The following is a 26923-nucleotide window of genomic DNA, read 5'->3' as shown; positions in this document are numbered from 1 at the left end:
ACCTACGGGGAATTTTTAGCTAGTTTTTGAAGAATTCTTGAATTTCTTCCTCTGTGAGGCCAATCATGGGATTAATGCTTAAGTAGTTGTCCTCTGTTAATCGATAGCCTTGTTGAGAGGCTGGGGAAGCAGGTGAGTCAGAGTGGTTTTCAACTGAGAGGGGCTCCCTTTGGGGCTCTGTTTTTTTTATGGGCTCTTCCAGGTGGACAGGGCTCTGTGAGGCAGAGTCTCTACCTTGAGGGGTTCCATCCGAAAAACGCTCAATCAGATAGGTTTTGCGAGCAGTTCCAGTATTCTTTGTCGCAAAGTTAAATGCAGTGTATTCTCCTAGGAGAATGAGCTTGCTTTTGGAGCGGGTGATGGCTGTGTAGATCAGATTACGTTGGAGCATGCGCCGACTCTGATTGGTCAAGGGAAGGATGACAACAGGGAATTCACTCCCTTGAGACTTATGGATACTCATGGCATAGGCTAAACGAATCTTGTACCATTCATTGCGGGGGTAGACCAATTCATTGCCATCAAATTGGATGGTGAGTTCATCTTGCTTGGATTCGGTATACTTAGCTGGCAAGAGGTCGGTGATGTAGCCAATATCACCGTTAAAGACATTGCTTTCGGCATCATTGACCAGGTGGATGACCTTGTCACCATTTCGATACTGGCAGTCCAGTGCTTGAAAGAATAGAGCATCCGTTTCTAATGGATTGAGAAGCTCTTGCATGAGACTGTTAATCTGGTCAATGCCTGCAGAACCTCGATACATCGGAGCGAGGACCTGGATGTCTCGAGCCGGAATACCGTTGCGAAGGGCAGCGCTGGTGATTTTTTCAATCATGGGAGCGATGAGCTCACTTGGCGCTTCAAAGTAGGAACGATCAGGTTTTTTCTCTGTGAAATCAGGAGGCAGTTGGCCTTTGCGAATCTGACTGGCTAGAGTGACGATGGTCGAATCCTCACTTTGACGGAAGATATGTTCCAGTTTGACTTGAGGGATGCTGGGAATCTGTAGGAGATCGGACAAGACTTGTCCAGGACTCACAGAAGGAAGCTGATCAGCATCACCAACAATTAAGAGTTTGGTATTGGAAGAGATATTGCTGAGAAGCTGATTGGCCAGCCAAGTATCCACCATAGAAAATTCATCGACAATGATAAAATCCGCATCAAGATAATCGTCCAAGTGACTCGTGTCGTCGTCTCCCGTCATTCCTAAGTGACGATGAATGGTGGCGCTCGGAAGGCCCGTCAGTTCACTCATTCGACGGGCTGCTCGACCAGTTGGAGCAGCTAAGAGGATTGGTAATTGAGATTTCTTGCGAAGGTCTAATTGGTGCAGGCGGGCATAGGTCCCGATGATCCCATTGATAACAGTTGTTTTCCCCGTTCCTGGTCCACCTGTAAGGACAAAGACTTTTTGCTGGATGGCTTCTTGGATAGCCTTCCGTTGGATGGGGTCGTAGTGAATGTGGAGTTCATCTTCAATGTCATCAATCGTTTGTTCGATTTTTTCTGGGTCGAAAGATTCTTGCTTTCCTTTTTCTAGCAGGCGACCGATATGGCTTCGGATCCCTTCTTCCGCAAAGAAGAGGCTGTTGTTGAAGATCTTGGTGTCAATATTTTGCACCTTGTCTTCTTCGATGAGACTGGCCAATTCTTGGGCGACGCTGGCTGGATCGAGCTCGACTGGACGAGATGCTTCTAAGAGTTGGATGGTGGCTTGGAGCAATTCTTTGGCTTCAACGTAGGTGTCCCCTGTTTCTAAGGAGAGGGTTAAAAGACTATGAACCAGTCCAGCTCGAAAGCGTTCAGGTGCATCACTGGCAATCCCTAATTCTTCTGCTAATTGGTCAGCAATTTTAAAGCCCATGCCTTGAATATCTTCGACCAGTTGATAAGGAGCCGATTCGACGATTTGCAAGGTTTCTTCCTTGTAGAAATCTTGGATTTGGAAGGCTAGTTTATTAGGGATGCCATAGTTAGCAAGTTGGGCGAGGACCCGTTCCGTACCATAGTTGAGCTGTAGTTTTTCGACAAAGGCCTCGCGATTCTTTTTAGAAAGTCCGGAGATGGAGGCTAGCTTTTCAGGTGCTTGCAGAATTTTATCAATGGTATCCTCACCATAGAGATCGACGATCTTTTGGGCCGTTTTGAGTCCGATCCCTTTAAAATGGTCGCTAGAAAAGTATTTCACCAAGCCTTTGCTAGTGGGTTTGGCTCGTTCATAGCGATTCATTTGCAACTGTTGGCCATATTTCGGATGATGGACCAGTTCTCCCCAGAAGGTATAATCTTCTCCTTCGACGATATCCGCCATTGTTCCAGTGACGATAATTTCAAAGTCATCATAGTCCTCTGCATCTGTATCGTTGATATCCAACAATAAGATACGGAAAAAACTACTTTGATTTTCAAAAATGACCCGCTCAATGGTTCCTGAGAAATAGTATTCCATGCAGAGTTTCCTTTTAAGTAGTAATCAGAGAGAGGTTATCTCTCACGAAGATATTGAAAGAGGCTGGGACAAAATCCTAGCCTCTCAATTGTCTTTGGATTGTCGAGCAAGACGCAGTGGTTGAGTGGGCTCTACTACGCTGATTTCATCAGCTTTTACAGCCCTACTCAACTGTGCGGAGGTGGGACGACGAAATCGAATTCTAACGAATGACCGATTTCTGTCCCACTCTCATCATGGGTTAATAAGTCTGGAATGGAAGGAGTGGCCAGAGGCGAAGAACGGCTTCTCCTTTGATTTGATCCTTCTTGAAAGCCCCAACCTGGCGACTGTCTTTTGAAACGATGCGATCATCACCAAGGAGTAGATACTCATCATCCAAGAGCTTTTTCGTGAAGGTCGCACTTCCGTCTTTATCAACGGTGAAAGCTTCGGCTATCTGTGCCATTTGGCGGAAGAGTTCTCCATTTTCTTCGAACCCTTTTCCAGAATAGGTTGACTGTAATTTATCCTCTTTGAATTTTTGAATGTATTCTTTCAAGTAGGGCTCGTCAGTTTCTTTGCCGTTGATATAGAGGACATCGTTTTTGTACTCAATTGTATCGCCAGGGAGTCCAATGACCCGTTTAACAATTTCTTTGGTTTTTCCATTTTCTGTTTCACTAGCGACTACGATATCAAAACGGTCGATAGGTAGTTTATTGATAACAAGAAGGTATTCACTGTCTGCCAAGGTTGGATCCATAGAATGGCCATCGACACGGACGGGAGTCCACAGATAAATACGCGAGAGAATAATGCCTCCAATAATGAGGCCAAAGAGCGCCCATTCTTTCAGGAAAGAACGGACTGGATTATTTGATTTTTTTGAACGTTTCATAACTTATCTTTCTATCAATTTTTTTGCTTTTTCTGTATTTTTAAAGTGAAGTTTGGCACTGTAGTCAAGGGCTTGAATGCCATAGGCCTGTAATAGTTGAGCAGCAACCTTATCTGAGGGAGTACCAGCCCCACTAGGAAGGGTATAGCCTAGTTCTTGACCCAAGTCTTCCAGATTTTGGAGGAAGAGGTCACGAGCAATAATGGAACTCACAGCGACCGCCAGGTATTTTCCTTCGGCCTTCTCTTCTAGGGTGACGACTTGTGGGACCTGATTCGCTTCTGCCTGAACATAGCGATCATAGTTTTTCTTGGTCGTAAAGGCATCGACCACAATTTTTTGAGCTTTTGCCCCTTGTTGCAAGAGCAAAAAAATAGCCTGATTGTGGAGGGCGACCTTGACAGAAACCGCATTGTAGCCAGAGGCGATGACCTGATTGTATTTTTTAGGTGTCAGCAGTAAGGCCTGATGTGGGATTTCTTTTTTGAGAATCGGTGCGAGAGCTCGAATTTTTCGATCATCCAGGGTCTTAGAATCCCCAACTCCTAGACTTTTTAAGCGGGCATGTTGGTCCGGGCTGACCAGTGAAGCCACTACAGCAAGCCCTCCAAAGTAAGAGCCGTTTCCGACTTCATCTGTTCCGATTAAGGGGAAGTCTTGTCCTGCCTGTGCTTGGTCTATCGGATCTTGTTGGTAACCGAAGAACTCTGCATAGCGCGTCGCCTGACTACCTTGTAGGACAACTTTTCCTGATGTGTAAATCGAAATTGTTGCACCAGGTGCCTTAAAAAAATAACGGATATATGGATTTTTTGAAGGTGCCAGATGGTCTTGGTACTGACCAACAAATGCTTGGATATCCTCATTTTGAGGGGACAATGTAATTGTTTCCATAGTCCTTATTGTATCATAAAAGCTAGATGAAAGGCCAGAAAAAGACCAGTCGAGTTTAGTCTGAAAGAACTTCTTTTAGGCTTGCTTCAATTGCTTGAGGATAGGTTTTTGAAGAGAAGCGGTGGACGACCTGGCCTTGGCGATTAATCAAGAATTTGGCGAAATTCCATTCAATGCGGGAGCCCAAAGGACCGCTAGCCTGTTCTTTTAACCATTGGTAGAGGGGGTTGGCTTCTTTCCCATTGACTTTTATTTTGGCGAAGCGAGGGAAGCTGGTTTGATAATGGAGGCTACAAAATTGATTAATTTCTTCTGCGCTTCCCGGCGCTTGGCCCATAAACTGATTGCATGGAAAGTCCAGGATTTCAAATCCTTGGTCATGGTAGCGCTCATAGAGCTCTTGCAATCCCTGGTATTGAGGGGTCAGGCCACAACCTGTTGCTGTATTGACGATGAGGAGTACTTGGCCTCGATAAGCTTCTAGGGAGAAGGGGCTCCCATCTTGGGCGATTACAGTGAAATCATAGATAGTCATTTTATACGTCCTTTCCTACTTTCTCTATTGTATCACGCTTGGGTCGAAAAAAGGTAAACTGTGGCCCTAGTACCTCCAGTATTTCCTATGGGAAGGGGATTTTCCTACTGACAAGCGGGCTAGATTTTGATATAATATCGTGAGGTGATTTTTTATGTCCAGCTTAAATAGATACAAATTTACTTTCGGTAATAAATCGCTGACTCTCACAACCAATCATGATAATCTCTTCATGGAAGAAGTTGAACGGGTCGCGAAGGAAAAATATGAAGCGATTAAAGAACAAATGCCAGCTGCTGATGATGAGACTCTGGCCATTTTACTAGCAATCAATAGTTTATCAACACAATTAAGTCGTGAGATTGAGTTTGACGATAAGGAAAAAGAATTGGAAGATTTTCGTCGCAAGGCCCTAGATGGCCTGGTCGGTAGATCATCTAATTAAGGGGAGCTGCATGTTTTCAATCCTGATTTTATTCATCCTAGCTTGGAGTTTTTATATTGGGTATTCACGAGGATTTTTGCTTCAAGGATATTATTTTTTAACCATGATGGTGGCCATGTTGGTCGCAGGCTCAGGCTATCAGTCCTTGGCAAAAACCATTAGTCTATGGATTCCATTTTCGAGTGCAACACAAGCTTCAAAATCTTATTTTTATGGTGCAGACCAACTCTTTCACTTAGACAAAGTTTTTTACGCTGGTTTGGCTTATTTCATCTTGTTTGTTTCGGTCTATGCGATTGGTCGAGTGATTGGACTCTTTATTCCCTTGATTCCAACGCCTGAAAAATGGGAGGAGTTTCCGTTTCAGATCGCCAGTGGTGTTTTAGCTGTCCTGGTGACCTACTTTGTTCTGCAAATGGGATTCACAATTTTATCAACAATCCCTATGGCAGCCATTCAAGATCGACTCCATGGAAGTTTCCTCATTCGTTTTATGGTGCAGTATAGCCCCCTTACAGCAGGCCTCTTGAAACAACTTTGGGTTGTAAAAATCTTAGGTGCGTAATCGCTTCTCATTATGTGTAAAGTTCATGAGAGATATTATAGAAAGGAAGGGGAGGCTCAGACCAAAATCAGCCTCCTTTTCTGTTGTGGAGAAACATGAATCAAAAAATTCTCGAAACCTTAGAGTTTCAAAAAGTCAAAAACTTAGTAGAGCCCTATTTGCAAACGGAGCAGGGTGAAGTAGAGTTGCAGGAATTAGCCCCGCTTACAAAAAAAGAAGCAATTGAAACCGCCTTTCTTGAGATGGCGGATATGGCTCAGATATTTGTGGAGCATCCGCACTTTAGTGTGCCCACCATCCAAGAAATTCGTCCAGTGACCAAACGTTTAGAACTAGAAACATCGCTCAATATTGATGAATTATTAGCGGTGAAGAAAGTCTTGCGTGTGACCCATGAATTGCGAAATTTTTATGATGAATTAGAAAATGTCCGTTTGGAAAAACTGGATCGAATTTTTGAAAATCTAGTCGATCTTCCACAGTTGCAGGGAAGTCTCCATGCTATTAATGAGGCTGGATTTATTGAAAACTTTGCCAGTGAAACCTTGGCCAAAATTCGCCGACGGATTCAAGAGAATGAACACCAAGTAAGAGACATTCTCCAAGAATTGCTGAAGACCAAGTCAGAAATGCTGGCTGATCAGATCATTGCTAGCAGAAATGGGCGAAATGTCTTGCCGGTTAAAAACACTTACCGTAATCGGATTGCCGGTGTGGTGCATGATATTTCAGCTAGTGGAAATACCGTCTATATCGAACCTCGAGCGGTCGTCAATCTCAATGAAGAGATTGCTAACCATCGTGCGGATGAACGCTTCGAGATGCTTCGGATATTGGAAGAAATTTCAAACCTTCTTCGTCCTCATGCGGGGGAAATCCGGAACAATGCTTGGCTAATTGGTCATATTGACCTCGTTCGTGCCAAACATCGCTTTTTACAGGATCGAAAAGGGACCATTCCAGCCTTGTCAGATCAAGGTGAAATTCAGCTCTTGCAGGTTCGCCATCCCTTGATCGAGAAGGCTGTACCCAATGATGTCCACTTTGGCAAAGACCTTACAGAGATTGTGATTACGGGACCTAATACGGGTGGGAAGACCATCATGCTGAAAACCTTGGGACTAGCCCAATTAATGGCCCAGTCAGGGCTGCCTATCCTAGCGGAGTCTGGGAGCAAGGTGGCTGTCTTTACAGAAATCTTCTCAGATATTGGGGATGAGCAGTCGATTGAGCAAAGTCTTTCCACCTTCTCCAGTCACATGACCAATATTGTTTCTATTTTAGAGCAGGTCGATGAGGAATCCTTGGTCTTGCTAGATGAGTTGGGGGCCGGAACGGATCCTCAGGAAGGGGCCTCGCTAGCTATCGCTATTCTAGAAGATCTCCGTTTGCGGGGGATCAAGACCATGGCGACCACCCACTATCCAGAACTTAAGGCCTATGGGATTGAGACCCTTGGTGTCCAGAATGCCAGCATGGAATTTGATACCGATACCTTACGACCAACTTATCGCTTTATGCAGGGGGTTCCGGGGCGATCCAATGCCTTTGAAATCGCGCGTCGCTTAGGCTTAGCTGAAGTAATCGTGAGTCAAGCGCAAGGAATGACCAATCAGGATCGGGATGTCAACCGCATCATTGAAAAGTTGGAAGCTCAGACCCTGGAAAGTCGCAAACGCCTCGAGTCCATTCGAGATGTCGAACAGGAAAATCTGAAATTCAACCGCGTCCTCAAGAAATTGTACAATGAATTGACCCGAGAGCGGGAGACAGAGCTCAACAAGGCGCGCAAAGAGGCGCAAGAAATTGTAGATTTGGCTCTAGCAGAAAGCGACCAGATCTTACAAGGTCTCCATGCCAAATCGCAACTGAAGCCCCATGAAATTATTGAAGCCAAGTCTCAGTTGAAGAAATTGGCTCCAGAAACGGTCGACCTATCGAAAAACAAGGTCTTGAAACAGGCTAAAAAAGCTCGTGCTCCAAAAGTAGGAGATGAGATCTTGGTAATCAGCTATGGGCAAAGGGGAAGTCTTACCAAGCAGCTCAAGGATGGTCGTTGGGAAGCCCAAGTGGGACTAATAAAAATGATCTTGGAAGAAAAAGAATTTAATCTCCTGAAAGCTGAAAAGGACGTTTCTCAACCGAAAAAACGTCAGGTCCACGTGGTCAAACGTTCAAACACGAATGGGCCTCGGGCTCGCTTGGACCTTCGTGGCAAACGATATGAGGAAGCTATGGAAGAATTAGACAGCTTTATCGACCAAGCCCTTCTCAATAATATGGCCCAAGTCGATATCATCCACGGAATTGGAACAGGGGTCATCCGGGAAGGGGTCACCAAGTACCTTCGTCGCAATAAGCATGTGAAAAGCTTTGAATATGCTCCTCAAAATGCAGGAGGAAGCGGAGCAACAATTGTTACTTTTAAATGAGCAAAGAGTCAGTCGTGCCTTTCCATCAGGCACGCTTTTTGCTATAATACAGTCAGTTTAAACGGAAAGTAGGAAAGCATATGACCCCTAATCGTTCGTCAGATTCTTGCACCACCATTCTAGTCGGAAAAGATGCCAGTTATGATGGTTCAACAATTGTAGCTCGCACGGAAGACTCTCAAAATGGAGTGTTTACTCCTAAGAAATTTATCGTCGTTCAACCAGAGGATCAACCCCGTCATTATCGGTCAGTCTTATCTCGTTTTGAGATAGACCTGCCCGACAATCCTGTTCGTTACACAGCAGTTCCGGATGCCATTCCAAAAGATGGTATCTGGGGAGAAGCAGGGATCAATCGTTACAATGTAGCCATGAGTGAGACAGAGACCATTACGACCAATAGCCGAGTCTTGGGGGCGGATCCTCTGGTAGAAAGTGGAATTGGAGAGGAAGACATGTTGACCTTGGTTCTTCCTTATGTCCAGACTGCTCGTGAGGGCGTACTACGCTTGGGAAAACTCCTAGAGGAATACGGGACTTATGAGTCTAATGGAGTGGCTATCAGCGATGTCAATGAAATCTGGTGGTTGGAAACTATCGGAGGTCATCACTGGATGGCCCGCCGTGTACCTGACGATGCCTATGTGACCAATCCCAATCAATTGGGAAGTGATCGCTTTGAGTTTGATCGCCCGGAAGAGTTTTTATGTGATCCAGACTTGAAAGATTTAGTGGAACGGTACCACTTGGCCTTGGATTTCGATGGTTCGTCCTTTAACCCTCGTTATGCTTTTGGTAGCCAACGAGACAAGGACCGTAATTACAACACACCACGTGCTTGGGATATTCAACGTTTCCTCAACCCAGAAGTGGAGCAAGATCCTCGTTCCTTCTTCCTTCCTTGGTGTCAAAAACCTTATCGCAAGATTACGATTGAAGATGTCAAGTATGTCCTTAGCAGTCACTATCAGGATTCAGCTTATGATCCCTATGGTTCAGAAGGGGATGCTCATAGTCGTCGGACCTTCCGTACCATTGGCATCAACCGGACTAGTCAGACGGCTATTCTCCAATTGCGACCAAATCGTCCTCAAGAAACAACAGGAATTCAATGGCTTTGCTATGGGTCTATGCCTTTCAATACGGCCGTTCCTTTCTTTACGCAGGTAGATACGACACCGGATTATTTTGCCAACACAACAGAAAAAGTGACGACGGATTCCTTCTATTGGACCAATCGAATTATTGCTGGTCTGGCAGATGCCCACTATAGTCATCATGTTGGAGATTTAGAAGATTACCAAGAAAGCACTATGGCCCTTGGACATGCCCGGATTGGACGAGTGGATCAAGCCTTGGCAGCAGGGGATATCGTTGACTTTGAAAAAGAAAATCAAGCCATGAGTGATCAGATTCAAGAAGCGACGGATCGCTTGTTGGATAAGGTCTTATTAGATGCAAGCAACTTGATGACCAACCGTTTCTCTTTGAGTGACTAGTTGGGGATTGCTGGGGAATTTTCATGGAAACTTCTGAAAACGTAAATATCATCTAATTGCTTTATTCGCTCTTTCGCCTCCGATGTTTAGGGAAAGCAAAAGCTACTTTATGAAAAAAGAAAAAGACCAGATCGTGTGATCTGGTTTTTCTGAATTAATAGCGTTTTTCTTTGGGCCAATCTTTCATTTCAGAAATAGCTGTAAAGAGGACGTCTGTTGATGAGTTGAGGGCTGTTTCACAAGAATCTTGGATGACACCAATAATGAAGCCCACGCTGACTACTTGCATAGCAATATCATTGTCGATACCAAAGAGGCTGCAGGCGACAGGAATCAAGAGGAGGGAACCACCAGCTACTCCAGAAGCCCCACAGGCTGAGACGGCTGCAACGATACTGAGGACCAGGGCAGTCCCAAAGTCGACCTGAATGCCTAAGGTATTGACAGCAGCTAGGGTCAAGGTGTTAATAGTGACGGCAGCTCCGGCCATATTAATAGTAGATCCCAGAGGGATAGAAACTGAGTAAGTATCGGGATTGAGACCTAGTTCCTTACAAAGTTTCATGTTGACAGGGATGTTAGCAGCGGAACTTCTAGTAAAGAAGGCAGTCAATCCACTCACTCGTAGACATTTAAAGACTAGTGGATAAGGATTTTTGCGAATCATGATGTAGACAAAAATCGGGTTGATGACGAGAGCAACGAAGGACATGGTGCCAACTAAGAGAAGTAAGAGGAGCCCATAGCTCTTGAGTCCATCAAAGCCTTGTCCAGCAATCGTTGTATAGACCAAGCCTAGAATTCCAAATGGAGCTAGGTTAATAATCCATTCGACGATCTTGGAAGTAATATCTGCTAGGGTTTGCAGGAGATCCTTGCTGTGCTCGCTAGCTTCTCTCATAGCAACACCAAAGACTACGGCCCAGGATAAAATCCCGATATAATTAGCCTGGATAAGGGCATTGAGGGGATTGTCCACAATTTTTAAGAGAAGGTTGCTGATGACTTCCCCTAGTCCATCGGGAGAAGTTCCATCAGCACTAGTTCCCGTTAAAGAAATGGTAATAGGAAAGACGTAGTTAACCAGGACCGCTACCAGGGCTGCCGCAAAAGTTCCCAGGAGGTAGAGGACAATGACTGACATCATATTGGTTTGGGTTCCCCTTTGGTGTTGGGAGAGGGCGTTAGCGACAAGGGCAAAGACTAAAAGAGGAGCAATTGCCCGCAAGCCTCCTACAAAGATTTCCCCTAATAGACCAATTGCAGATGCTTGAGGAAGAAGCAGAGCTAAGAGAGCCCCAACGAAGATTCCAATTGCAATCCGCTTCATAAGGTTGGTTTTGTTCCAAGTTTGAATGAGCCGTTTAACCATAAGGACCTCCTTTTTCGAAAGTTTATCGTCCATTATACGATAGAAAGGGCGCAAAATCAATGGTTATTTAAATAAGGGTGCTGGTTCTATAGCCTAAAATCTGATATAATCAAACCATTAGAAAAAGAGAGAAGGAGATTGATAGAAGGTATGAAGAATATTTTTTCTCGCTATGTCAGTCAGTTTGATTGGACCAAAATCATGGATGAATTGGTTTCGAAATTGATTTCCTTAGCTATTTTATTTATCTTATTTTTACTTGCAAAAAAACTACTTCGTAGCTTGGTGAAACGGATTTTAAAACCGTCATTGAATTATGTGGGCCAAGATGAAGCGCGTAAGAATACTATCTTGCGCTTGGTAGAGAGTCTGTTGAATTACTGCCTCTATTTTATTCTGATCTACTGGATTCTTTCCATCCTCGGCTTACCTGTTTCTAGTCTCTTAGCTGGAGCGGGAATTGCAGGAGTTGCCATTGGGATGGGAGCTCAAGGCTTCTTATCGGATTTGGTCAATGGTTTCTTTATTCTCCTTGAGCGCCAATTGGATGTTGGAGATACTGTTCGAGTGACGAATGGTCCGATTACCATCGCTGGGACAGTGTCGAGTGTCGGCATTCGGACAACCCAGGTGAGAGATGCAGATGGGACCTTGCATTTTATCCCCAATCGCAATATTATGGTTGTCAGCAATCTCTCTCGGGGCAACCAGCGCGTCTTAATTGATATGCCGATTTCTGCTCAAACTGATCTCGATCAGATTTATCAAATCTTCCAGCAAGTCAACGATGAACAGGCACAGAAACATCCAGAAATCTTAGATGGTCCAACGATTTTAGGACCTCAAATCGAAAAGGGAACGGGTCGCTATTCCTTCCGCGTCGCTATGATGGTCCAGTCGGGGAGCCAAGTGGCCATTTACCATCTTTATTATAAACTCTATCATGATGCCCTCTTACAAAATGGGATTGAGATTCCAACAACTTTTTCTGTCACACCCTAATAAAAAAAGACCGATCGGTCTTTTTTCTTATTCTAAAATGATCATGCCCTCTTTGACAGCAAAAGGATCTTTTGGATTAATCCGATCGTAGAACATGACCCCATTGATGTGGTCAATCTCATGTTGAACGACGATGGAGTTGTAGCCTTTGAGTTTAATGCGGTGTTTTTCCCCTGTTTTGTCAAAGTAGTCAACTGTTACACGCGCGTGGCGAACTACATAACCGGGAACATTGCGGTCCACAGAGAGACACCCTTCGCCATCTCCTAGAGCCGCATCTTGGACTGAGTGGGAGACAATTTTAGGATTGTACATGACTTCTTGGATGGAGTATGCTTCTTTTGGAGGATTTCCTTCATCATCCTCTGGGTTTGGGACGAGGACAGCAATGATGCGTTTAGAAATGTCTAATTGAGGGGCAGCGAGTCCAACTCCTCCTCGAAGACCCAATTTTTCCGCCATGACAGGATCCTGTGAATGGTGTAAGAACTGCATCATTTTTTCCCCAAGAATGATCTCTTGATCTGACAGTGGGAAAGTGACCTCTTCTGCGATAGCTCTTAAAGTCGGATGGCCTTCGCGGATAATATCATTCATATCAATTAGATGGGCAGCTTTTGTAATGGTTTCAATTGCAGACATGTTCTCATTCACTCCTTTTTTCTAGAAACCATCATATCATAATTCCTTCTAGAATGAAAGTTTCCCAATTGATTGAGGGGTGCTGATGGACTAGACGGGCTGTAAACTAGGAAAGGAAAGAATCTTAGGCCAGTTCATGGTATAATGATAAGAAGAATGAAGGAGATAAGCATGCGTCTAGATAAATATTTAGTGGACTGTGGAGTGGGAAGCCGAACAGAAGTCAAGCAAGTCCTCAAGCAAAAAAAGATTCAGGTCAATGGAAAGGTGGAGACATCTGCCAAGGTTCACATTGATCCAGATAAAGACCAAGTGAGCTATCTGGGAGAAAGTTTATTCCATGAAGAGTTTGTTTACTATCTGCTCAATAAACCCAAGGGGGTCATTTCAGCAACGGAAGACGACCACCATCAAACAGTCTTAGATTTGCTAGATGATACAGCCAGACGCAAGGAAGTCTTTCCTGTCGGACGGCTGGATATTGATACCCATGGCTTACTCCTCTTGACCAATAATGGTAAGCTGGCTCATGCCATGCTATCGCCTAAGAAGCATGTGGACAAGGTCTACCGTGCTCAAGTGGCTGGAATCATGACCCAGGAAGATGTTGTCCGCTTCAAAGAAGGAATAGAATTGAAGGATTTCACTACCCTGCCAGCTGATTTGGAAATTCTGGAAGTTGATCGAGAAGCCGATAGTTGCTTGGTTCAGATTCGCATCGCTGAAGGAAAATTCCACCAGGTCAAGCGCATGGTCACAGCTTGTGGCAAGGAAGTCACCGATCTCGAGCGGATTTCCATGGGGCCATTGAGTCTAGATCCCGCTCTCAATTTGGGGCAGTGGCGTAGGCTCCAACTCTCTGAATTGGCTTCTTTAGAGGTCTTTGGAATCCCATTATAAACAAAGGGAAAGCTAGCAAACTGAGGATACAGGGAGCTAGTTTTTTGTTTGTGTCAAAAAAATGAACGTTACAGACAAAAAATATATAAAATTGCTTGTACTATCAAAGCAAATCAACTATAATGAGAAAAGATAGGTTTTGTGAAAATCTGTAATAGGGAATCATCTTCGTTACTGGCTGGACTTATCTACTAAACGTAAAAAGGAGAAAAATCGTTTATGAAAAAGTGGCTCTATGCTGTTGTGACAACAGTTGCCTTGTTTTTATTAGCAGCTTTAGGATTTGCTAAACCTAATGGGGTTACTAAAGCACATGCCGATACGATCAATGATGTTGTAAGCTCTGTGAACATCTCTAAAGCAACTGGCGGTGACTTAACAGAACCACTCGGTGTTTGGGAAAGTTTCAATGTTGAAGCAAACTTTGTTTTACCGAATGGTCGTGTAAAAGCAGGCGATCAAACAGTCATCCAACTTGGAGATGGTTTTAAGGTTTTTGAAACAGATACCATTGACCTATTGGATCCAACTGGCCAAAAAGTTGCAACTGCGACAGTAGATGATCAACGAAAAGTCATCACGGTGACCTATACAGACTATCCTGAAAAAATGGCCAATGTAACAGGGAAGTTGCGTTTCTTTGCTCGTGTGGACCACTCCGTGATTAAGGGAAATACAACACTTGATTTTACGCTTTCAGTTGATAAAACAGTCATTTCAGGTGGAAAGGTTGATTATAAAGGAGTCAATCCAGGTGAGTATCCTCCAACTCCAGAGGTCTTTAGCAAATGGGGCTGGACAAACTCAGGCGATAAATTGAAATTGACTTATACCTTGAACATCAATCAAGGTCACACTGCCCTCCATAATATTGATATTAAGGACCAATTAGCCTTTACAGATGGTAAAATCAAGGTAGATTCAGTTAATATCCATACAGGAACTTGGAAGATCAGTGACGAAGATGGTGCCTATCATTTGCGGGATACCACAAATGTAACCAGCCATTATTCTCCGGTTGTCAGTGAGGACGGTCGTTCTTTAACTGTTCATATCGGGGATCTAGCTCCTGAGCAAGGGATGACCATTCGCTATGATGTCTATTTGGACAAGGTCCCAGCCATCAATACAGAATATAAAAACAATGCGACGATGACTGCCACAGAAGTCAAAGAGCAACACAAAGAAGCAGATATTCTATACCAATTCTTTGAAGGAGCCTTCAATGGTGAGAAATATTCCTTCACAATCCATAAAAAAGGAGAAAATGGTCAAGCACTTGCAGGTGCTGTCTTTACTGTGACAGCAGATGACACTGGTGAGCAAGTCGGAACCATTACCACAGATGAGAAGGGTACAGGAACCGTTGCTGGCTTGATCAAGCAAGCTTATACTGTTCAAGAGATTCAAGCTCCGACAGGATACGTCCTCTCAGAAGAGCCAATTAAGATCAGCAAAGAAGATTTTGGGAATGACCTTGCGATTTCGCGTGAAGTCATCAACAAAAAAGAAAAAACCAGCATTTCTGGTCAGAAAACCTGGAATGACAATGACAATCATGATGGTAAACGCCCATCAGTCATCACCATCAATCTTTTAGCGAACGGTGTAAAAGTAGCTTCTAAAGAAGTGAAACCAGATGCGGAAGGCAATTGGCTCTATCAGTTCGACAATCTTGATGTTGTTGACGATGCTGGTAATCTCATTGCCTACACAGTTTCAGAAGAACCTGTTGCAGGGTATGAAACAAGTGTTGAAGGAACGAATATTACCAATAGCCGTACACCAGAAGTGACAGAAGTAGCTGTCAAGAAAGTCTGGGATGATAAGGAAAATAAAGATGGCCTTCGACCAGATAAGGTAACAGTCCGTCTGCTTGCGGATGGTCAAGAAGTGGCCGTAAAAGAAATCATCGCTACTGACAATTGGCAGGCAAGCTTTACGGATCTACCAGTATACAAGGAAGGCAAGAAGATTGTCTACACGATTACAGAGGATCCAGTAGCAGGGTATACAGCAACTATCGATGGTTTTACGGTAACCAACCGTCATACACCACCTACAACCCCTCCAGGTACGCCTCCACCCCCACCATCTACGACAACCCCGCCACCGTCTACGACTACACCTCCACCAGCATCTACGACTCCATCGACCACCACACCAAGCACATCGGAGAAACCAGAAACTCCAACTACACCAACAGAAGGAAAGAGAAAAATTCTTCCATCAACTGGTGAAGCTACTTCTTATGGCTTGTTTGGAGCAAGTGTACTGTTAGCTTTTGTTGCTGCAGCGATGCTGTTAAGTGGTAAACGGAAAGCTGACTAACAATTACAATGTAAATAAGACAATGATCTGAAAAGATAATTGTCTCAGATTGAAGATAAAGTCTTCTGAAAAATTTTCCTTAGGTGAGTACAGACGTCAGCGAACTTCATCAAAGTTCCATGTCTAATTATTGAGCCTAAGGTCTCAATAATTCCGAATGCCTGAAACAATTATGTTTCAGGCATTTTTCTCACAGCGGAAAATTTTGATCTTCTTAAATGGCTAAAAATAAAAGTCATTTTCGGGTAATTATCTAACTTTTTTATTTTTAAAAAATTTGTCTCTATTCTAAGACAATGATCTGAAAAGATTCTTGTCTTTTTCTGTTAAAGGGCTTCTAGAATAAATGATTCAAAAAAGCGTATTTCTGTTTTTGAAGGGAGCATAAGTGTTTGACAGAAAGATGAAATCTTGGTAGAATGAATAAGTCGAATAGACAACTAACTCTTTCTTGGTAGCAGGCTATGCCAGACCTGCCACTCGGATAGAGCATAAAGAAAAGGAGCTTATCATGGCAATCTCAAAAGAGAAAAAAAAATGAAATCATTGCACAATACGCACGTCACGAAGGTGACACCGGTTCAGTAGAAGTTCAAGTTGCTGTCCTTACTTGGGAAATCAACCACTTGAACGACCACATTAAACAACACAAAAAAGACCACGCTACTTACCGTGGTTTGATGAAGAAAATCGGTCGCCGTCGTAACTTGTTGGCTTACCTTCGTAAGAACGACGTTAACCGTTACCGTGAGTTGATCAACTCTCTTGGACTTCGTCGTTAATTCAAGATACAAAGGCCGTGTTCGATTGAATACAAAAAAGTTAAGTTACTCTATTGTAGAGTAGCTTTTCTTTTTTTACTAGAATTTCAGTATTATCTTCGGCTTCGGTTCCTAGCATCGTAAGGTAAAATAAACCAGATTCATCTCCCTTCGGGGAGATTTTTTATTTTCACTAGGAGTTTATCCCGAGCTCAAATCAGCTCTCTGGATTCAGGGGGCTTTTCTTTTTTTACTAGAATTTCAATATTATCTTCGGCTCGGCGCCTTGTCTAGAACCGTTTTATCCAGCAAGAATGGAGAGAGTGGGACAGAAATCGGTAATTCGTTAGAATTCGATTTCGTCGTCCCACCTCCGCACAGTTGAGTAGGGCTGTAAAAGCTGATGAAATCAGTGTAGTAGAGCCCACTCAACCACTGCGTCTTGCTCGACAATCCAAAGACAATTGAGAGGATAGGACTTTTGTCCCAGCCTCTTTTTTTATTGTCTTTTTTTCGGACAAGATTCATCATTCTGAGTAAATCGTTTTATTTGACAGATGTAATAAACAGAGTTACAATGAGTGTATCTTAAGAAATAGAGGTTACTGATATGATTGAAATTACATATCTAGATGGTGCAAAACAAGAAAGAGTCATGCATTTTGATTCCTATGAAGAGTTTGAACGCTCCCAACAGACCTGCTTGATTGGTGTGGCGGATTACTATCCAGTACAAAAATTGACCTATAATGGTCACGAACTTGATTACCACGGAACTTACGGAGATGTCTTCTTCTATTTGATGAAGCAAGACCTCGATCAATACAAAAACTAAAGGAGAAAGAAAATGGTAAAAGCAATTACAGACGCAACATTTGAAGCTGAAACAAAAGAAGGATTGGTCTTGGTAGACTTTTGGGCGACCTGGTGTGGTCCATGTCGCATGCAAGCCCCTATCCTAGAAAAATTATCCCAAGAACTTTCAGAAGATGAATTAAAAATCCTGAAAATGGATGTGGACGAAAATCCAGAAACGGCGCGTGCTTTCGGCATTATGTCCATCCCAACCTTGCTCTTTAAAAAAGATGGGCAAGTTGTCAAACAAGTAGCAGGTGTACACACAGCAGACCAAATCAAGGCCATTGTGGCTGAGTTGAGTTAAGAAAAAAAGATTGGAGCTATGTTCCAATCTTTTTTTATGTCAGAAATTCAATCATATTTGTTTAGAAGAAATTGACTTCGATTAACTATTCTTTTGTGATAAAATCCAAAATTTCTTCCACACTTGCTTTGCTACCTTTATCTAATTGATTTACTTTTGAACCATGAACAAAATTTGAAAGATTTGGGACCGTCTTGACGTCTAAGTCATGGGCAAATTTTGTAATTTCTTTTCGCTCAGATGAGTCATTATCCAGATAATAAACAATCTTATTACATTTTTGAATGGCTACAGCTAGCTTTGGAGCAAATTTTTGGCAGTACGGGCAAGATTCTCGTCCTATAAAGAGTGTAAACTTCTCCTTGTGCTTAATTTTGGACCGAATGTCAGATAAAGATACCTTCTGAACATATTGGATAGCTTCTTTATAGGTAGTTGGAGTGTTTACTTCCTTTTTTCTAACAATAAGGAAAAGGAAAGCAAGTAAAAGAAGTGAAATTGACAATAGAATGGTGAGAAATTTCTTATTCACAGGCAACACCGTCACCATCTCTATCAAGATGAGAACCATATCCAGGTTGTCCTCTGTAAAGTGGTGCAGCACCTGCCGCGCGTGCTTCACGACAATTTCTATAAGCCCCTTGTTGAGGTTGTGAAGCAAATGCTTGTTGTTGTTGCGCTTGTCGAGCTTGTTCAGCTTCGGCAGCTTGTTGTGCTTGTCGAGCTTGTTCAGCTTCAGCAGCTTGTTGCGCTCGGATATTAATAGCATTTTGTACTAATCCCACTCGGTAAGTTAAGCTATCTTTTATTCCTTGATCTGCTACATTTGAGATAGCGGCTTGAGCAGGAGCAACGTTTTCAGTTACTTGGTTCGCTTCTAATGTTTGAACGGCTTTCTCAGCTTCTTCAGCCTTTTTTGCTTCTTCAGCCTTTTTCACTTCCTCAGCTTTTTTCGCTTCCTCAGCTTTTTTTGCTTCTTCAGCCTTTTTCGCTTCCTCAGCTTTTTTTGCTTCTTCAGCCTTTTTCGCTTCTTCGGCTTTTTTTGCTTCTTCAGCCTTTTTCGCTTCTTTAACTTTTTCTTTACTTACCTCATCATTGTTCTTGTTATTTGTCTTCTGTACAAGACTGACTTGCGTTTTCGTTTTATCCTTGGGGACCTCCGTCTCCGTTGAACACGCCCCTACTAATAGTATAGTAGCAACCATAAAAAATAATCCTTTTTTCATATTAATACTCCTTTTGAATATTTACCCAAGAACATCATAACACAAACTGAAATCGTTTTCAATCACTGCATAGTGATTTTTTTAACAAAAAAATCAGACTTAGAATAAACTAAGTCTGAAAATTGTACTTACTCTCCCAACTCTTCACTATAAGCGATAATCTGATCAACCGTATCAGACAAGAACTGAATCGTATCACGGAGTGGTTTGTCCGTTGAGATATCTGCTCCGATAATCATAGCAGACTCAAGTGGGGTCTTGCTGCCACCAGATTTGAGAAGGTCCAGCCAATCTTTGGCGCCATTTTCGGAGTTCTTCAAATGCAGGTAACCGGCGGTTGAGATAACTAGGCCAGCTGAGTAGGTATAGCTGTATAGCCCCATGTAGTAGTGGCTTTGGCGCATCCAGGTTAAAGCTGCATCATCATCGATTTCTACAGCGTCGCCCCAGAATTCGGTCAAGACTTCCTTCATGATGCTGTTGAGCTTACTAGCTCCAAAGGTCCCACCTTCTTCGATCAGAGTATAGACCTTGCGTTGGAAGGCTGCTTCCAGCAAGTGGGTGATGAAGTTGTGGAAGTAGGTGTCTGTCAAACGGTGAGCTAGGGCAAAGCGTTTTTGACGAGGGTCGTCAAACTGCTGTTCCAAGTAGTCGCTAAGGAGGAGCTCGTTAAAGGTAGAAGGAGCTTCCACATAGTAAGTCGACATGTGGGCGTTGAAGTAGCTTTGGTTGTTGTCTGAGAAGATGAATTGACCAGAGTGTCCGATCTCGTGGATCAGGGTATAAACATCGCTCATGCGCCCTGTCCAACTCATCAGGACATAAGGATGGACGCGATAGGGGTCAGCCGCATAACCACCGGAATCCTTGCCTTCGTTGGCCGCAAAGTCGACCCAACGTTCGGTTTGGTAGCGGGCGATTTCGCGAGAATATTCTTCACCAAGTGGTGCCACAGATTTCATGACCAAGTCATAAGCGTCATCAATGGTGACATCTGGGTTGAGCGCGCTGTCCAAGTCCAACTTCCAATCAGCAAAGGTCATTTTTTCAAGGCCGTTGACCTTGGCCACGTGTTTGAGGAATTTTTGAGCGACCGGAGCGAAGTCTTTCATGATGAGGTCAATCTGACGGTCAAACATAGAACGATCCACTTCTTGCTCAGCCAAGAGATAGTCAAAGACAGAGTCGTAGCCTCGCATATCTGAGATCAGTTTTTCAGACTTGACTTGGGCTAGATAGGTGGCAGCAGCAGTGTTTTGGTGCTTGCGCAATCCTTCTGAGAAGGAACGAAAGGCTTTTTCACGGACTTCTGCATTCTCATGGTTTTGGTAGAAGTTTTCATAGGTGACAAAGCTATTCTTGTAAACTTTTCCATCCACTTCAAAATCAGCCATTTCAAAGTCACCTGCTCGCATCTTGGTGTAGATGTCTTGTGGTCCGTAGAAGACTTCACCAAGGTTAGTCAAAGTCTTTTCCACATCAGCTCCCAAGTAGTGAGCTTTTTTGATTTTAGCTTGGCGAATAGCAGACGTAAGATGAGGGAGTTTCCCTAGGCGCTCGAGGACATCTTCATCCGCTTCGACTAAGGCATCATCAAAGAAGGAAAGCTCGACGCTGGCCCAAGTTTCGAAATCCATCCCCGCTTGGGCAATTTCAGCAAAAGCTTCATCACCAAAGTCCGTCGTTTGTGGCATAAAGCTGTAGTTGCCGATGTGGCTGAGTTGGATCTGAATCTGTTCCAAGACCGCAAAGGCAGCTTCAAAGTCTTCAAAAGTGTGGAGCTTGCCCTTGTAGTTGCGGACAAATTCATTGATTTCCTCACGCGTCTTTTCAATGGCACGTAAGAAGTCTTCCTGGTCTTGGTAGAGGGCTGTGAGATCCCAGAGTTCGTTCTCAGGAAATTCAGAACGTTTTTTTAATTCCATAGTGTTCTCCTTTTTGATCAAATAACTATACTAAGTATAGCAGAAAAAAGGGCAGAATGATAGGTGGATGGGGGATCTTGTCAAAGCCTGACTGAGCCAATAAGAAAACAAGGATTTTCTAGCTTTTTGAACTTCGTTTGGTATAATAAAATGGAGAAAGTTTTAGGGAGTATATGATGAAAAAAATCTATAAAGTTAGCTTGGCAGCGATGACGTTGCTAACCCTGGTGGCATGTGGACCTAAGCGACGTCCTCGGACGCAACCTTCTACAGTTCAGAGTGAAGTAGCAGATGGAAAAGAAACTAAGAAAACATCGTCTGGGCATGAGTACTATCAAACGGTTCTTGAACGTTATCAGGCCTACTCTAGGGCTATCGAGGCAGGTGATAGTGCAGGTTTAGAGACCAAACTAAAAGAAATAGATCCTCAATCCGATGAGTATGTTTATGCTAGGTATCTTCAAACCCTGGGTAGAAAACCAAGTCTTTCTTATTTTTATACGGATTTGGATAAAGATGGGCGGGATGAGCTCTTGATTGGAAATGGCCAAACAGTATCAGCGATTTATTATCTAAAAGGCCAGCAACCAGAATTGCTACATACGGCTTTTGTAGCTTCCTCTGGCGGTTCTCGTTCAGGTTTCCAAATTTTTGAGGATGGTTCAGTCATTTATGCTAGCTTTTCGTCTCTTCAACCAGAGGTGAATCTAATTCATTACAAGTTCCAAAAAGGAAAGCTTGAGACTGTCAATCAGATCCAAATAAAAAATGGGGACGGCCAGAAGCCAGAAAAAGCCTTGGGGATTACAGCAAAAGAATTGGATCAAGCAAAATTTGGATGGAAAGAACTAGAGACCGGTAAGAAGGCGACGAGCCAAGCAAGTAACTCAGAGTCGCAAACAAGTAGTTTTCAAGTCCGCGTAGGAGTTTCAGATCTTCGGATTCGTAAAGAAGCATCGATCAAGGGAGAGGAAGTTGGAATGATCCCACAAGGTGTTTATACGATCACAGAGAAGGTTTCAGCTGACGGTTATACCTGGGGAAAGCTCCAGTCTGGCCAGGGGTGGATTGCGCTTGAATTCACGACGAGAGTGGAAGGTTCTAATGCGGCTACCTCAAATAAGGGAAGTGTCGGGATGAATATTCAAGAGATTCAGAACGGAGATTTTTCAAGTATTTCGGGGACTTGGCGAAATGGCTTGGGATGGACTTTGGAATTTGATAAAGATGGCTTGACCGGAAATCAATTTTTTACAGATGGTAGTGGGGTCGTCAATAACATTAATCCTGATCATAGCTATATTACTGGAGCTATCCACAGTTCAAAACCGAATACAGCTGGTGGAGCAGCAATTTCGTTTTTACCAGCAGGGACATCTATCAAACCAGATAGTAACCAGAATAGTGATCCGTCAGATACTAAAAAAGATCGAATTTGGATTGGGCAGCAGTACATTTGGAACCCAGAGGACTTCTTCTATCGTGTGGATTAATAGAATTGTCATTTACCTAGGAAGCACTTAGTTGTGTAGTGAGTAGAGATTTCATGTAAACTTTAAAATAGATAGCACCTATATCTAGCTCTAGAATTTTAAAATAAGTGGAAATCAAATATTCCTCGAAAAAGGCTTTTTAAGCCTTTTTCTTTTGGGCTTGAATATGGTAAAATAAAGGTTATACGTGCTTGGATACAAAGATGAGGATATAAGATACAGATGGATGCTTGAAATCCTATGCTATCAGGTGTAATTGAACCCGCCTACAACTCTGTGGAAAAAGATAAATCTTCCTAGGAGCGGTCGCTCCGTCGTTGGATTTCCTATTTTCCTTTGAGTTGTTTAACGGCTTAGTATCTTGGGAATTGAATTTTGGCCTCATTTCTTAGGAAAAAAGATAAGCTTCCTAGCACTCATCGAGTGCGGCGTCACCTTCCTATTTTTCTACAGAAATGTTCGGCAAGCCGAACCGTCCAAAATATCTTGATAGTTGAACACGGGCTAAATCCCTAGTGAAAAAGAGAGATTTCCTTGTGTGCGTGGCACACTGCGTCAATCTCCTATTTTCATACGGGATTCTTCACGCCCTTTGTATCCTGATTTTTGTAGGCAAGTCGTATAATATTATCCATCCAAAGGGGATTAAAATGGTAAAACAAGTGTTTAAAACGACTTTTGCGGGTCGTGAGTTGATCGTAGAGACTGGCCAGGTTGCCAAGCAAGCAAATGGTTCTGTTGTCGTACGTTACGGTGAGTCAACTGTCTTGACGGCAGCTGTCATGTCTAAGAAGATGGCAACTGGGGATTTCTTCCCACTCCAAGTCAATTACGAAGAAAAAATGTATGCAGCTGGGAAGTTCCCTGGTGGCTTTATGAAGCGGGAAGGACGTCCTTCAACAGATGCGACTTTGACAGCGCGTTTGATTGACCGTCCGATCCGTCCGATGTTTGCGGAAGGTTTCCGTAACGAAGTGCAAGTCATCAATACTGTCCTTTCTTACGATGAAAATGCCTCTGCACCAATGGCAGCCATGTTTGGTTCATCCTTGGCCTTGTCTATCTCAGATATTCCATTTGACGGCCCAATCGCTGGAGTACAAGTAGGTTATGTCGATGGGGAAATCATCATCAACCCAACCCAAGAACAAGCAGAGCGCTCGCTTCTTGAATTGACAGTAGCTGGTACCAAGCACGCTATCAACATGGTAGAGTCTGGTGCCAAAGAATTGTCAGAAGAAATCATGTTGGAAGCTCTTTTGAAAGGGCATGAAGCCGTTAAAGAATTGATTGCCTTCCAAGAAGAAATCGTTGCGGCAGTCGGCAAAGAAAAAGCAGAAGTTGAATTGCTTCATGTAGATGAGGAATTGCAAGCTGAAATCATCGCAGCCTACAACAGTGACCTTCAAAAAGCGGTCCAAGTAGAAGAAAAATTGGCTCGTGAAGCTGCAACTCAAGCAGTCAAAGACCAAGTCACAGCCGTTTACGAAGAAAAATATGCAGACCACGAAGAATTTGACCGTATCATGCGGGATGTGGCTGAAATCTTGGAACAAATGGAACACGCAGAAGTGCGCCGTTTGATTACAGAAGACAAGGTTCGTCCTGACGGTCGTAAGGTCGATGAAATCCGTCCTTTGGAAGCGGTTGTTGACTTCGTTCCCCGTGTGCACGGTTCAGGTCTCTTTACTCGTGGACAAACGCAGGCCCTTTCTACCTTGACGTTGGCGCCAATGGGTGAAACGCAAATCATCGATGGTTTGGATCCAGAGTACAAGAAACGCTTTATGCACCACTATAACTTCCCACAATACTCTGTTGGTGAAACGGGTCGTTACGGTGCGCCTGGTCGTCGTGAGATTGGTCACGGTGCTCTTGGTGAGCGTGCTCTTGAGCAAGTCTTGCCAAGCTTGGAAGAATTCCCATACGCGATCCGTCTGGTAGCAGAAGTCTTGGAATCAAACGGTTCTTCTTCTCAAGCCTCTATCTGTGCGGGAACGCTTGCCCTTATGGCTGGTGGTGTGCCAATCAAGGCGCCAGTAGCAGGGATTGCCATGGGACTGATTTCTGATGGAAGTAACTATACCGTATTGACAGATATCCAAGGTTTGGAAGACCACTTTGGAGATATGGACTTTAAGGTTGCAGGTACGCGTGACGGGATTACAGCCCTTCAAATGGATATCAAGATCCAAGGGATTACTGCAGAAATCTTGACGGAGGCTCTTGCTCAAGCCAAGAAAGCTCGTTTTGAAATTCTTGATGTGATTGAAGAAACGATTCCAGAAGTTCGTCCAGAATTGGCTCCAACTGCTCCGAAAATTGATACCATCAAGATTGATGTGGACAAGATCAAGATTGTCATCGGTAAAGGTGGAGAAACCATCGACAAGATCATCGCTGAAACAGGCGTTAAGATTGATATCGACGAAGAAGGTAACGTGTCTATCTACTCGAGTGATCAAGCTGCGATTAACCGTGCCAAAGAAATCATTGCTGGCTTGGTTCGTGAAGCGAAAGTGGATGAAGTTTACCATGCCAAAGTGGTTCGGATTGAGAAATTTGGTGCCTTTGTAAACCTCTTTGATAAGACAGATGCCCTCGTTCATATCTCTGAAATGGCTTGGACACGTACCAACCGTGTCGAAGACTTGGTAGAAATCGGTGATGAAGTGGATGTCAAGGTAATTAAGATCGATGAAAAAGGCCGTGTCGATGCTTCGATGAAGGCTCTTCTTCCTCGTCCACCAAAACCAGAACATGCAGAAGAAAAAGGGGATAAGGCTCATCGTCATGGTGATCGTCCTCGTCACCACAAACCAAAAAAAGACTTTGCTAAAGATGCAAGCCAAGAAACGAAAGAATAAGCAATCAAAAGAAAGGAGCACGGTATGGGATGGTGGCGTGAAACCATTGATATTGTAAAAGAAAATGACCCAGCAGCACGTACCTCGCTGGAAGTCCTCTTGACCTATCCTGGGGTAAAAGCTCTAGCTGCTCACCGTGTTTCTCACTTTTTGTGGAATCATGGTTTTAAGCTCTTGGCGCGGATGCATAGTCAGTTCTGGCGTTTTTGGACCCAGATTGAGATCCATCCAGGTGCGACCATTGCTTCAGGTGTCTTTATCGACCATGGAGCAGGCCTTGTCATCGGGGAAACGGCTATTGTTGAAAAAGGAGCCATGCTCTACCACGGGGTGACCCTTGGAGGAACTGGGAAGGATATCGGCAAACGCCATCCAACGGTCCGTGAAGGAGCCTTGGTCTCCGCTCATGCCCAGGTCATCGGCCCAATTGAGATTGGAGCCAAGGCCAAAGTAGGAGCAGGAGCGGTTGTGGTCTCCGATGTACCGAGTGATGTGACCGTTGTCGGAGTCCCTGCCAAGATTGTTCGGGTTCACGGCAAAAAGGATGAGCCAATCATTCACCAAGAAGAAGAAAAACGCGAATACTACGTGAATAAGATGGAGCACGCCAAGGAAGCCAGTCATCGGTCTTCTAGCTTGTAAGGAGATAGCCACATGATTCAAGCAATCAATACATTGAATGACCACCAACTATTGGAAGTCAAGGCCCTGATTGCTGCCTGTCAGAACTATGACGGAACTTTTCGGGAGCCCTATCTCTCTAACATGCTTAATTTTGACCCAAATATGCCCGCCTTTTTCCTTTATTATGAAAAAGGCGAACTTGTTGGCCTATTAACAGTCTATGCAGATGACCTAGATGTGGAAGTGGCGATACTGGTCCACCCCAACCATCGTTGTCAAGGCATTGCGCGGGCTTTGTATAGAAGTTTTGAGAAAGAAACGGCCTCTTATCCAATTGAGTCTGTTACCTTTCAGACTGAGCGTATTTTTCTAGAGCGCCATCCTGATTTCGCCAGCAACTGGGGACTGGTTGAGGATGAAGAGACAGAAACTTGGTTAGGTAAGGATAGAAGACCTTATCCGTTAGCAAATGTTTCCAATCTGGAAGTTTTGTTAGCAGATCGTTCGTATCAGGATCAAATTAGTCAGTTAAAATTTCAGGCATTCTCAGAGGACCATGAATCTAGAGAAGTTGTGGATAGATATGTCGCTAAAGCTCTGAAGGATCCAGAAAGTCTCCTATATATTTTATTAAAAAACGGTCAGGTTATTGGAACTTGCACGGTTGATTTGTCGAGTAATACGAATTACCTCTTTGGCTTGGCAATAGCTGAACTTGAACGTGGAAAAGGCTATGGAACTTATCTAGCAAAATCCCTTATCAACCAACTGATTGAGCAAAATGACAAGGCATTTCAGATTGCCGTAGAAGACAGCAACCTAGGTGCAAAACGCTTGTATGAAAAGATTGGCTTTGTCAAACAGACCCAGGTGGTTTATCTGAAACCAAAAGTGTAGAACTGGAAAGGAAACT

Annotated in this window: 22 protein-coding genes and 1 pseudogene; 14 read left to right on the top strand and 9 right to left on the bottom strand. The window is 43.7% G+C overall.

Features of this window, described 5'->3' with window-relative positions:
• Positions 1-19: 19 nt before the first annotated feature.
• The 4 genes from recD2 to N596_RS05830 all read right to left on the bottom strand — a co-directional run bounded on the left by recD2 (position 20) and on the right by N596_RS05830 (position 4764).
• Positions 20-2455, bottom strand: a complete 2436-nt coding sequence (recD2, locus tag N596_RS05845) for an SF1B family DNA helicase RecD2 (protein ID WP_023027274.1) — start codon at positions 2453-2455, stop codon at positions 20-22.
• Positions 2456-2696: 241 nt separating this feature from the next.
• Complete coding sequence (gene lepB / locus N596_RS05840; protein ID WP_023024433.1) at positions 2697-3335, bottom strand: signal peptidase I; 639 nt, start codon at positions 3333-3335, stop codon at positions 2697-2699.
• A gap of 3 nt (positions 3336-3338) precedes the next feature.
• A complete protein-coding gene (rnhC, locus tag N596_RS05835; RefSeq protein ID WP_023027273.1) occupies positions 3339-4229 on the bottom strand; it encodes a ribonuclease HIII in 891 nt (296 codons plus the stop codon).
• A 55-nt stretch (positions 4230-4284) separates the two neighbouring features.
• Positions 4285-4764 (bottom strand): glutathione peroxidase, encoded by a 480-nt coding sequence (locus tag N596_RS05830; RefSeq protein ID WP_023027272.1) that lies wholly within the window; start codon positions 4762-4764, stop codon positions 4285-4287.
• Positions 4765-4918: 154 nt separating this feature from the next.
• On the opposite strand from N596_RS05830, the gene N596_RS05825 reads away from it, so the two are divergent.
• The 4 genes from N596_RS05825 to N596_RS05810 all read left to right on the top strand — a co-directional run bounded on the left by N596_RS05825 (position 4919) and on the right by N596_RS05810 (position 9705).
• Complete coding sequence (locus N596_RS05825) at positions 4919-5209, top strand: cell division protein ZapA (protein ID WP_023024429.1); 291 nt, start codon at positions 4919-4921, stop codon at positions 5207-5209.
• A 10-nt stretch (positions 5210-5219) separates the two neighbouring features.
• Positions 5220-5774 (top strand): CvpA family protein, encoded by a 555-nt coding sequence (locus tag N596_RS05820; protein WP_023027271.1) that lies wholly within the window; start codon positions 5220-5222, stop codon positions 5772-5774.
• A 95-nt stretch (positions 5775-5869) separates the two neighbouring features.
• A complete protein-coding gene (locus N596_RS05815) occupies positions 5870-8206 on the top strand; it encodes an endonuclease MutS2 (protein ID WP_023027270.1) in 2337 nt (778 codons plus the stop codon).
• Between the two features lie 80 nt (positions 8207-8286).
• Positions 8287-9705: a C69 family dipeptidase gene (locus N596_RS05810; RefSeq protein WP_023027269.1), complete on the top strand. Its 1419-nt coding sequence runs from the start codon at positions 8287-8289 to the stop codon at positions 9703-9705.
• Positions 9706-9859: 154 nt separating this feature from the next.
• On the opposite strand, the gene sstT is transcribed toward N596_RS05810, so the two are convergent.
• Positions 9860-11077, bottom strand: a complete 1218-nt coding sequence (sstT, locus tag N596_RS05805; RefSeq protein WP_042361255.1) for a serine/threonine transporter SstT — start codon at positions 11075-11077, stop codon at positions 9860-9862.
• 150 nt (positions 11078-11227) lie between these two features.
• On the opposite strand from sstT, the gene N596_RS05800 reads away from it, so the two are divergent.
• The gene (locus tag N596_RS05800; protein ID WP_023027267.1) at positions 11228-12079 is read left to right on the top strand and encodes a mechanosensitive ion channel family protein; all 852 of its coding nucleotides are present in this window, start codon (positions 11228-11230) and stop codon (positions 12077-12079) included.
• A gap of 27 nt (positions 12080-12106) precedes the next feature.
• On the opposite strand, the gene def is transcribed toward N596_RS05800, so the two are convergent.
• Positions 12107-12721, bottom strand: a complete 615-nt coding sequence (gene def, locus N596_RS05795) for a peptide deformylase (protein ID WP_023027266.1) — start codon at positions 12719-12721, stop codon at positions 12107-12109.
• Positions 12722-12892: 171 nt separating this feature from the next.
• Here def and N596_RS05790 point away from each other — a divergent pair, with 171 nt between their 5' ends.
• The 5 genes and pseudogenes from N596_RS05790 to trxA all read left to right on the top strand — a co-directional run bounded on the left by N596_RS05790 (position 12893) and on the right by trxA (position 17875).
• On the top strand, positions 12893-13621 hold the full coding sequence (locus N596_RS05790) for a pseudouridine synthase (RefSeq protein ID WP_042361253.1): 729 nt from the start codon (positions 12893-12895) through the stop codon (positions 13619-13621).
• Between the two features lie 219 nt (positions 13622-13840).
• Positions 13841-15952 carry a Cna B-type domain-containing protein gene (locus N596_RS05785; RefSeq protein ID WP_023027264.1) on the top strand — a complete coding sequence of 704 codons (2112 nt, stop codon included), beginning with the start codon at positions 13841-13843 and terminating at the stop codon, positions 15950-15952.
• A gap of 511 nt (positions 15953-16463) precedes the next feature.
• Positions 16464-16734: pseudogene (rpsO, locus tag N596_RS05780) on the top strand (30S ribosomal protein S15).
• Positions 16735-17323: 589 nt separating this feature from the next.
• On the top strand, positions 17324-17548 hold the full coding sequence (locus N596_RS05775; RefSeq protein WP_023024402.1) for a DUF4649 family protein: 225 nt from the start codon (positions 17324-17326) through the stop codon (positions 17546-17548).
• A gap of 12 nt (positions 17549-17560) precedes the next feature.
• Entirely contained in the window at positions 17561-17875 is a 315-nt protein-coding gene (gene trxA / locus N596_RS05770) for a thioredoxin (protein WP_023027262.1), read from the top strand.
• 85 nt (positions 17876-17960) lie between these two features.
• Here trxA and N596_RS05765 read toward each other — a convergent pair whose 3' ends face one another.
• The 3 genes from N596_RS05765 to pepF all read right to left on the bottom strand — a co-directional run bounded on the left by N596_RS05765 (position 17961) and on the right by pepF (position 21026).
• Positions 17961-18407, bottom strand: coding sequence for a DUF6568 family protein (locus tag N596_RS05765; protein ID WP_258025862.1), 447 nt, complete (start codon positions 18405-18407; stop codon positions 17961-17963).
• Positions 18400-19101: an excalibur calcium-binding domain-containing protein gene (locus N596_RS05760; RefSeq protein ID WP_023027260.1), complete on the bottom strand. Its 702-nt coding sequence runs from the start codon at positions 19099-19101 to the stop codon at positions 18400-18402. Before N596_RS05760 ends, N596_RS05765 begins: the two co-directional genes overlap by 8 nt.
• A 128-nt stretch (positions 19102-19229) precedes the next feature.
• A complete protein-coding gene (pepF, locus tag N596_RS05755; RefSeq protein ID WP_023027259.1) occupies positions 19230-21026 on the bottom strand; it encodes an oligoendopeptidase F in 1797 nt (598 codons plus the stop codon).
• A gap of 176 nt (positions 21027-21202) precedes the next feature.
• On the opposite strand from pepF, the gene N596_RS05750 reads away from it, so the two are divergent.
• The 4 genes from N596_RS05750 (at position 21203) to N596_RS05735 (ending at position 26907) form a co-directional block, all read left to right on the top strand.
• Positions 21203-22519, top strand: coding sequence for a DUF6287 domain-containing protein (locus N596_RS05750; RefSeq protein ID WP_042361246.1), 1317 nt, complete (start codon positions 21203-21205; stop codon positions 22517-22519).
• Positions 22520-23169: 650 nt separating this feature from the next.
• The gene (gene pnp, locus N596_RS05745; protein ID WP_023027257.1) at positions 23170-25386 is read left to right on the top strand and encodes a polyribonucleotide nucleotidyltransferase; all 2217 of its coding nucleotides are present in this window, start codon (positions 23170-23172) and stop codon (positions 25384-25386) included.
• 24 nt (positions 25387-25410) lie between these two features.
• Positions 25411-26028, top strand: coding sequence for a serine O-acetyltransferase (cysE, locus tag N596_RS05740; protein ID WP_023027256.1), 618 nt, complete (start codon positions 25411-25413; stop codon positions 26026-26028).
• A 12-nt stretch (positions 26029-26040) separates the two neighbouring features.
• Positions 26041-26907, top strand: a complete 867-nt coding sequence (locus N596_RS05735; protein WP_023027255.1) for a GNAT family N-acetyltransferase — start codon at positions 26041-26043, stop codon at positions 26905-26907.
• Positions 26908-26923: the final 16 nt, after the last annotated feature.

Origin of the sequence: Streptococcus ilei (genome assembly GCF_000479335.1) — a bacterium.
In the GTDB taxonomy this organism is placed as follows: Bacteria; Bacillota; Bacilli; order Lactobacillales; family Streptococcaceae; genus Streptococcus; species Streptococcus ilei.
The sequence above is the reverse complement of the archived record's forward strand: the minus strand, read 5'-3'. Positions and strand labels throughout refer to the sequence as shown.

Coding starts and splice junctions, on each gene's coding strand:
- N596_RS05750 (WP_042361246.1), top strand. CDS start 21,203: ATGAAAAAAATCTATAAAGTTAGCTTGGCAGCGATGACGTTGCTAACC.
- N596_RS05800 (WP_023027267.1), top strand. CDS start 11,228: ATGAAGAATATTTTTTCTCGCTATGTCAGTCAGTTTGATTGGACCAAA.
- N596_RS05760 (WP_023027260.1), bottom strand. CDS start 19,101: ATGAAAAAAGGATTATTTTTTATGGTTGCTACTATACTATTAGTAGGG.
- N596_RS05820 (WP_023027271.1), top strand. CDS start 5,220: ATGTTTTCAATCCTGATTTTATTCATCCTAGCTTGGAGTTTTTATATT.
- N596_RS05810 (WP_023027269.1), top strand. CDS start 8,287: ATGACCCCTAATCGTTCGTCAGATTCTTGCACCACCATTCTAGTCGGA.
- def (WP_023027266.1), bottom strand. CDS start 12,721: ATGTCTGCAATTGAAACCATTACAAAAGCTGCCCATCTAATTGATATG.
- N596_RS05790 (WP_042361253.1), top strand. CDS start 12,893: ATGCGTCTAGATAAATATTTAGTGGACTGTGGAGTGGGAAGCCGAACA.
- pepF (WP_023027259.1), bottom strand. CDS start 21,026: ATGGAATTAAAAAAACGTTCTGAATTTCCTGAGAACGAACTCTGGGAT.
- cysE (WP_023027256.1), top strand. CDS start 25,411: ATGGGATGGTGGCGTGAAACCATTGATATTGTAAAAGAAAATGACCCA.
- rnhC (WP_023027273.1), bottom strand. CDS start 4,229: ATGGAAACAATTACATTGTCCCCTCAAAATGAGGATATCCAAGCATTT.
- N596_RS05785 (WP_023027264.1), top strand. CDS start 13,841: ATGAAAAAGTGGCTCTATGCTGTTGTGACAACAGTTGCCTTGTTTTTA.
- N596_RS05775 (WP_023024402.1), top strand. CDS start 17,324: ATGATTGAAATTACATATCTAGATGGTGCAAAACAAGAAAGAGTCATG.
- N596_RS05825 (WP_023024429.1), top strand. CDS start 4,919: ATGTCCAGCTTAAATAGATACAAATTTACTTTCGGTAATAAATCGCTG.
- N596_RS05830 (WP_023027272.1), bottom strand. CDS start 4,764: ATGACTATCTATGATTTCACTGTAATCGCCCAAGATGGGAGCCCCTTC.
- sstT (WP_042361255.1), bottom strand. CDS start 11,077: ATGGTTAAACGGCTCATTCAAACTTGGAACAAAACCAACCTTATGAAG.
- pnp (WP_023027257.1), top strand. CDS start 23,170: ATGGTAAAACAAGTGTTTAAAACGACTTTTGCGGGTCGTGAGTTGATC.
- N596_RS05735 (WP_023027255.1), top strand. CDS start 26,041: ATGATTCAAGCAATCAATACATTGAATGACCACCAACTATTGGAAGTC.
- N596_RS05815 (WP_023027270.1), top strand. CDS start 5,870: ATGAATCAAAAAATTCTCGAAACCTTAGAGTTTCAAAAAGTCAAAAAC.
- trxA (WP_023027262.1), top strand. CDS start 17,561: ATGGTAAAAGCAATTACAGACGCAACATTTGAAGCTGAAACAAAAGAA.
- recD2 (WP_023027274.1), bottom strand. CDS start 2,455: ATGGAATACTATTTCTCAGGAACCATTGAGCGGGTCATTTTTGAAAAT.
- lepB (WP_023024433.1), bottom strand. CDS start 3,335: ATGAAACGTTCAAAAAAATCAAATAATCCAGTCCGTTCTTTCCTGAAA.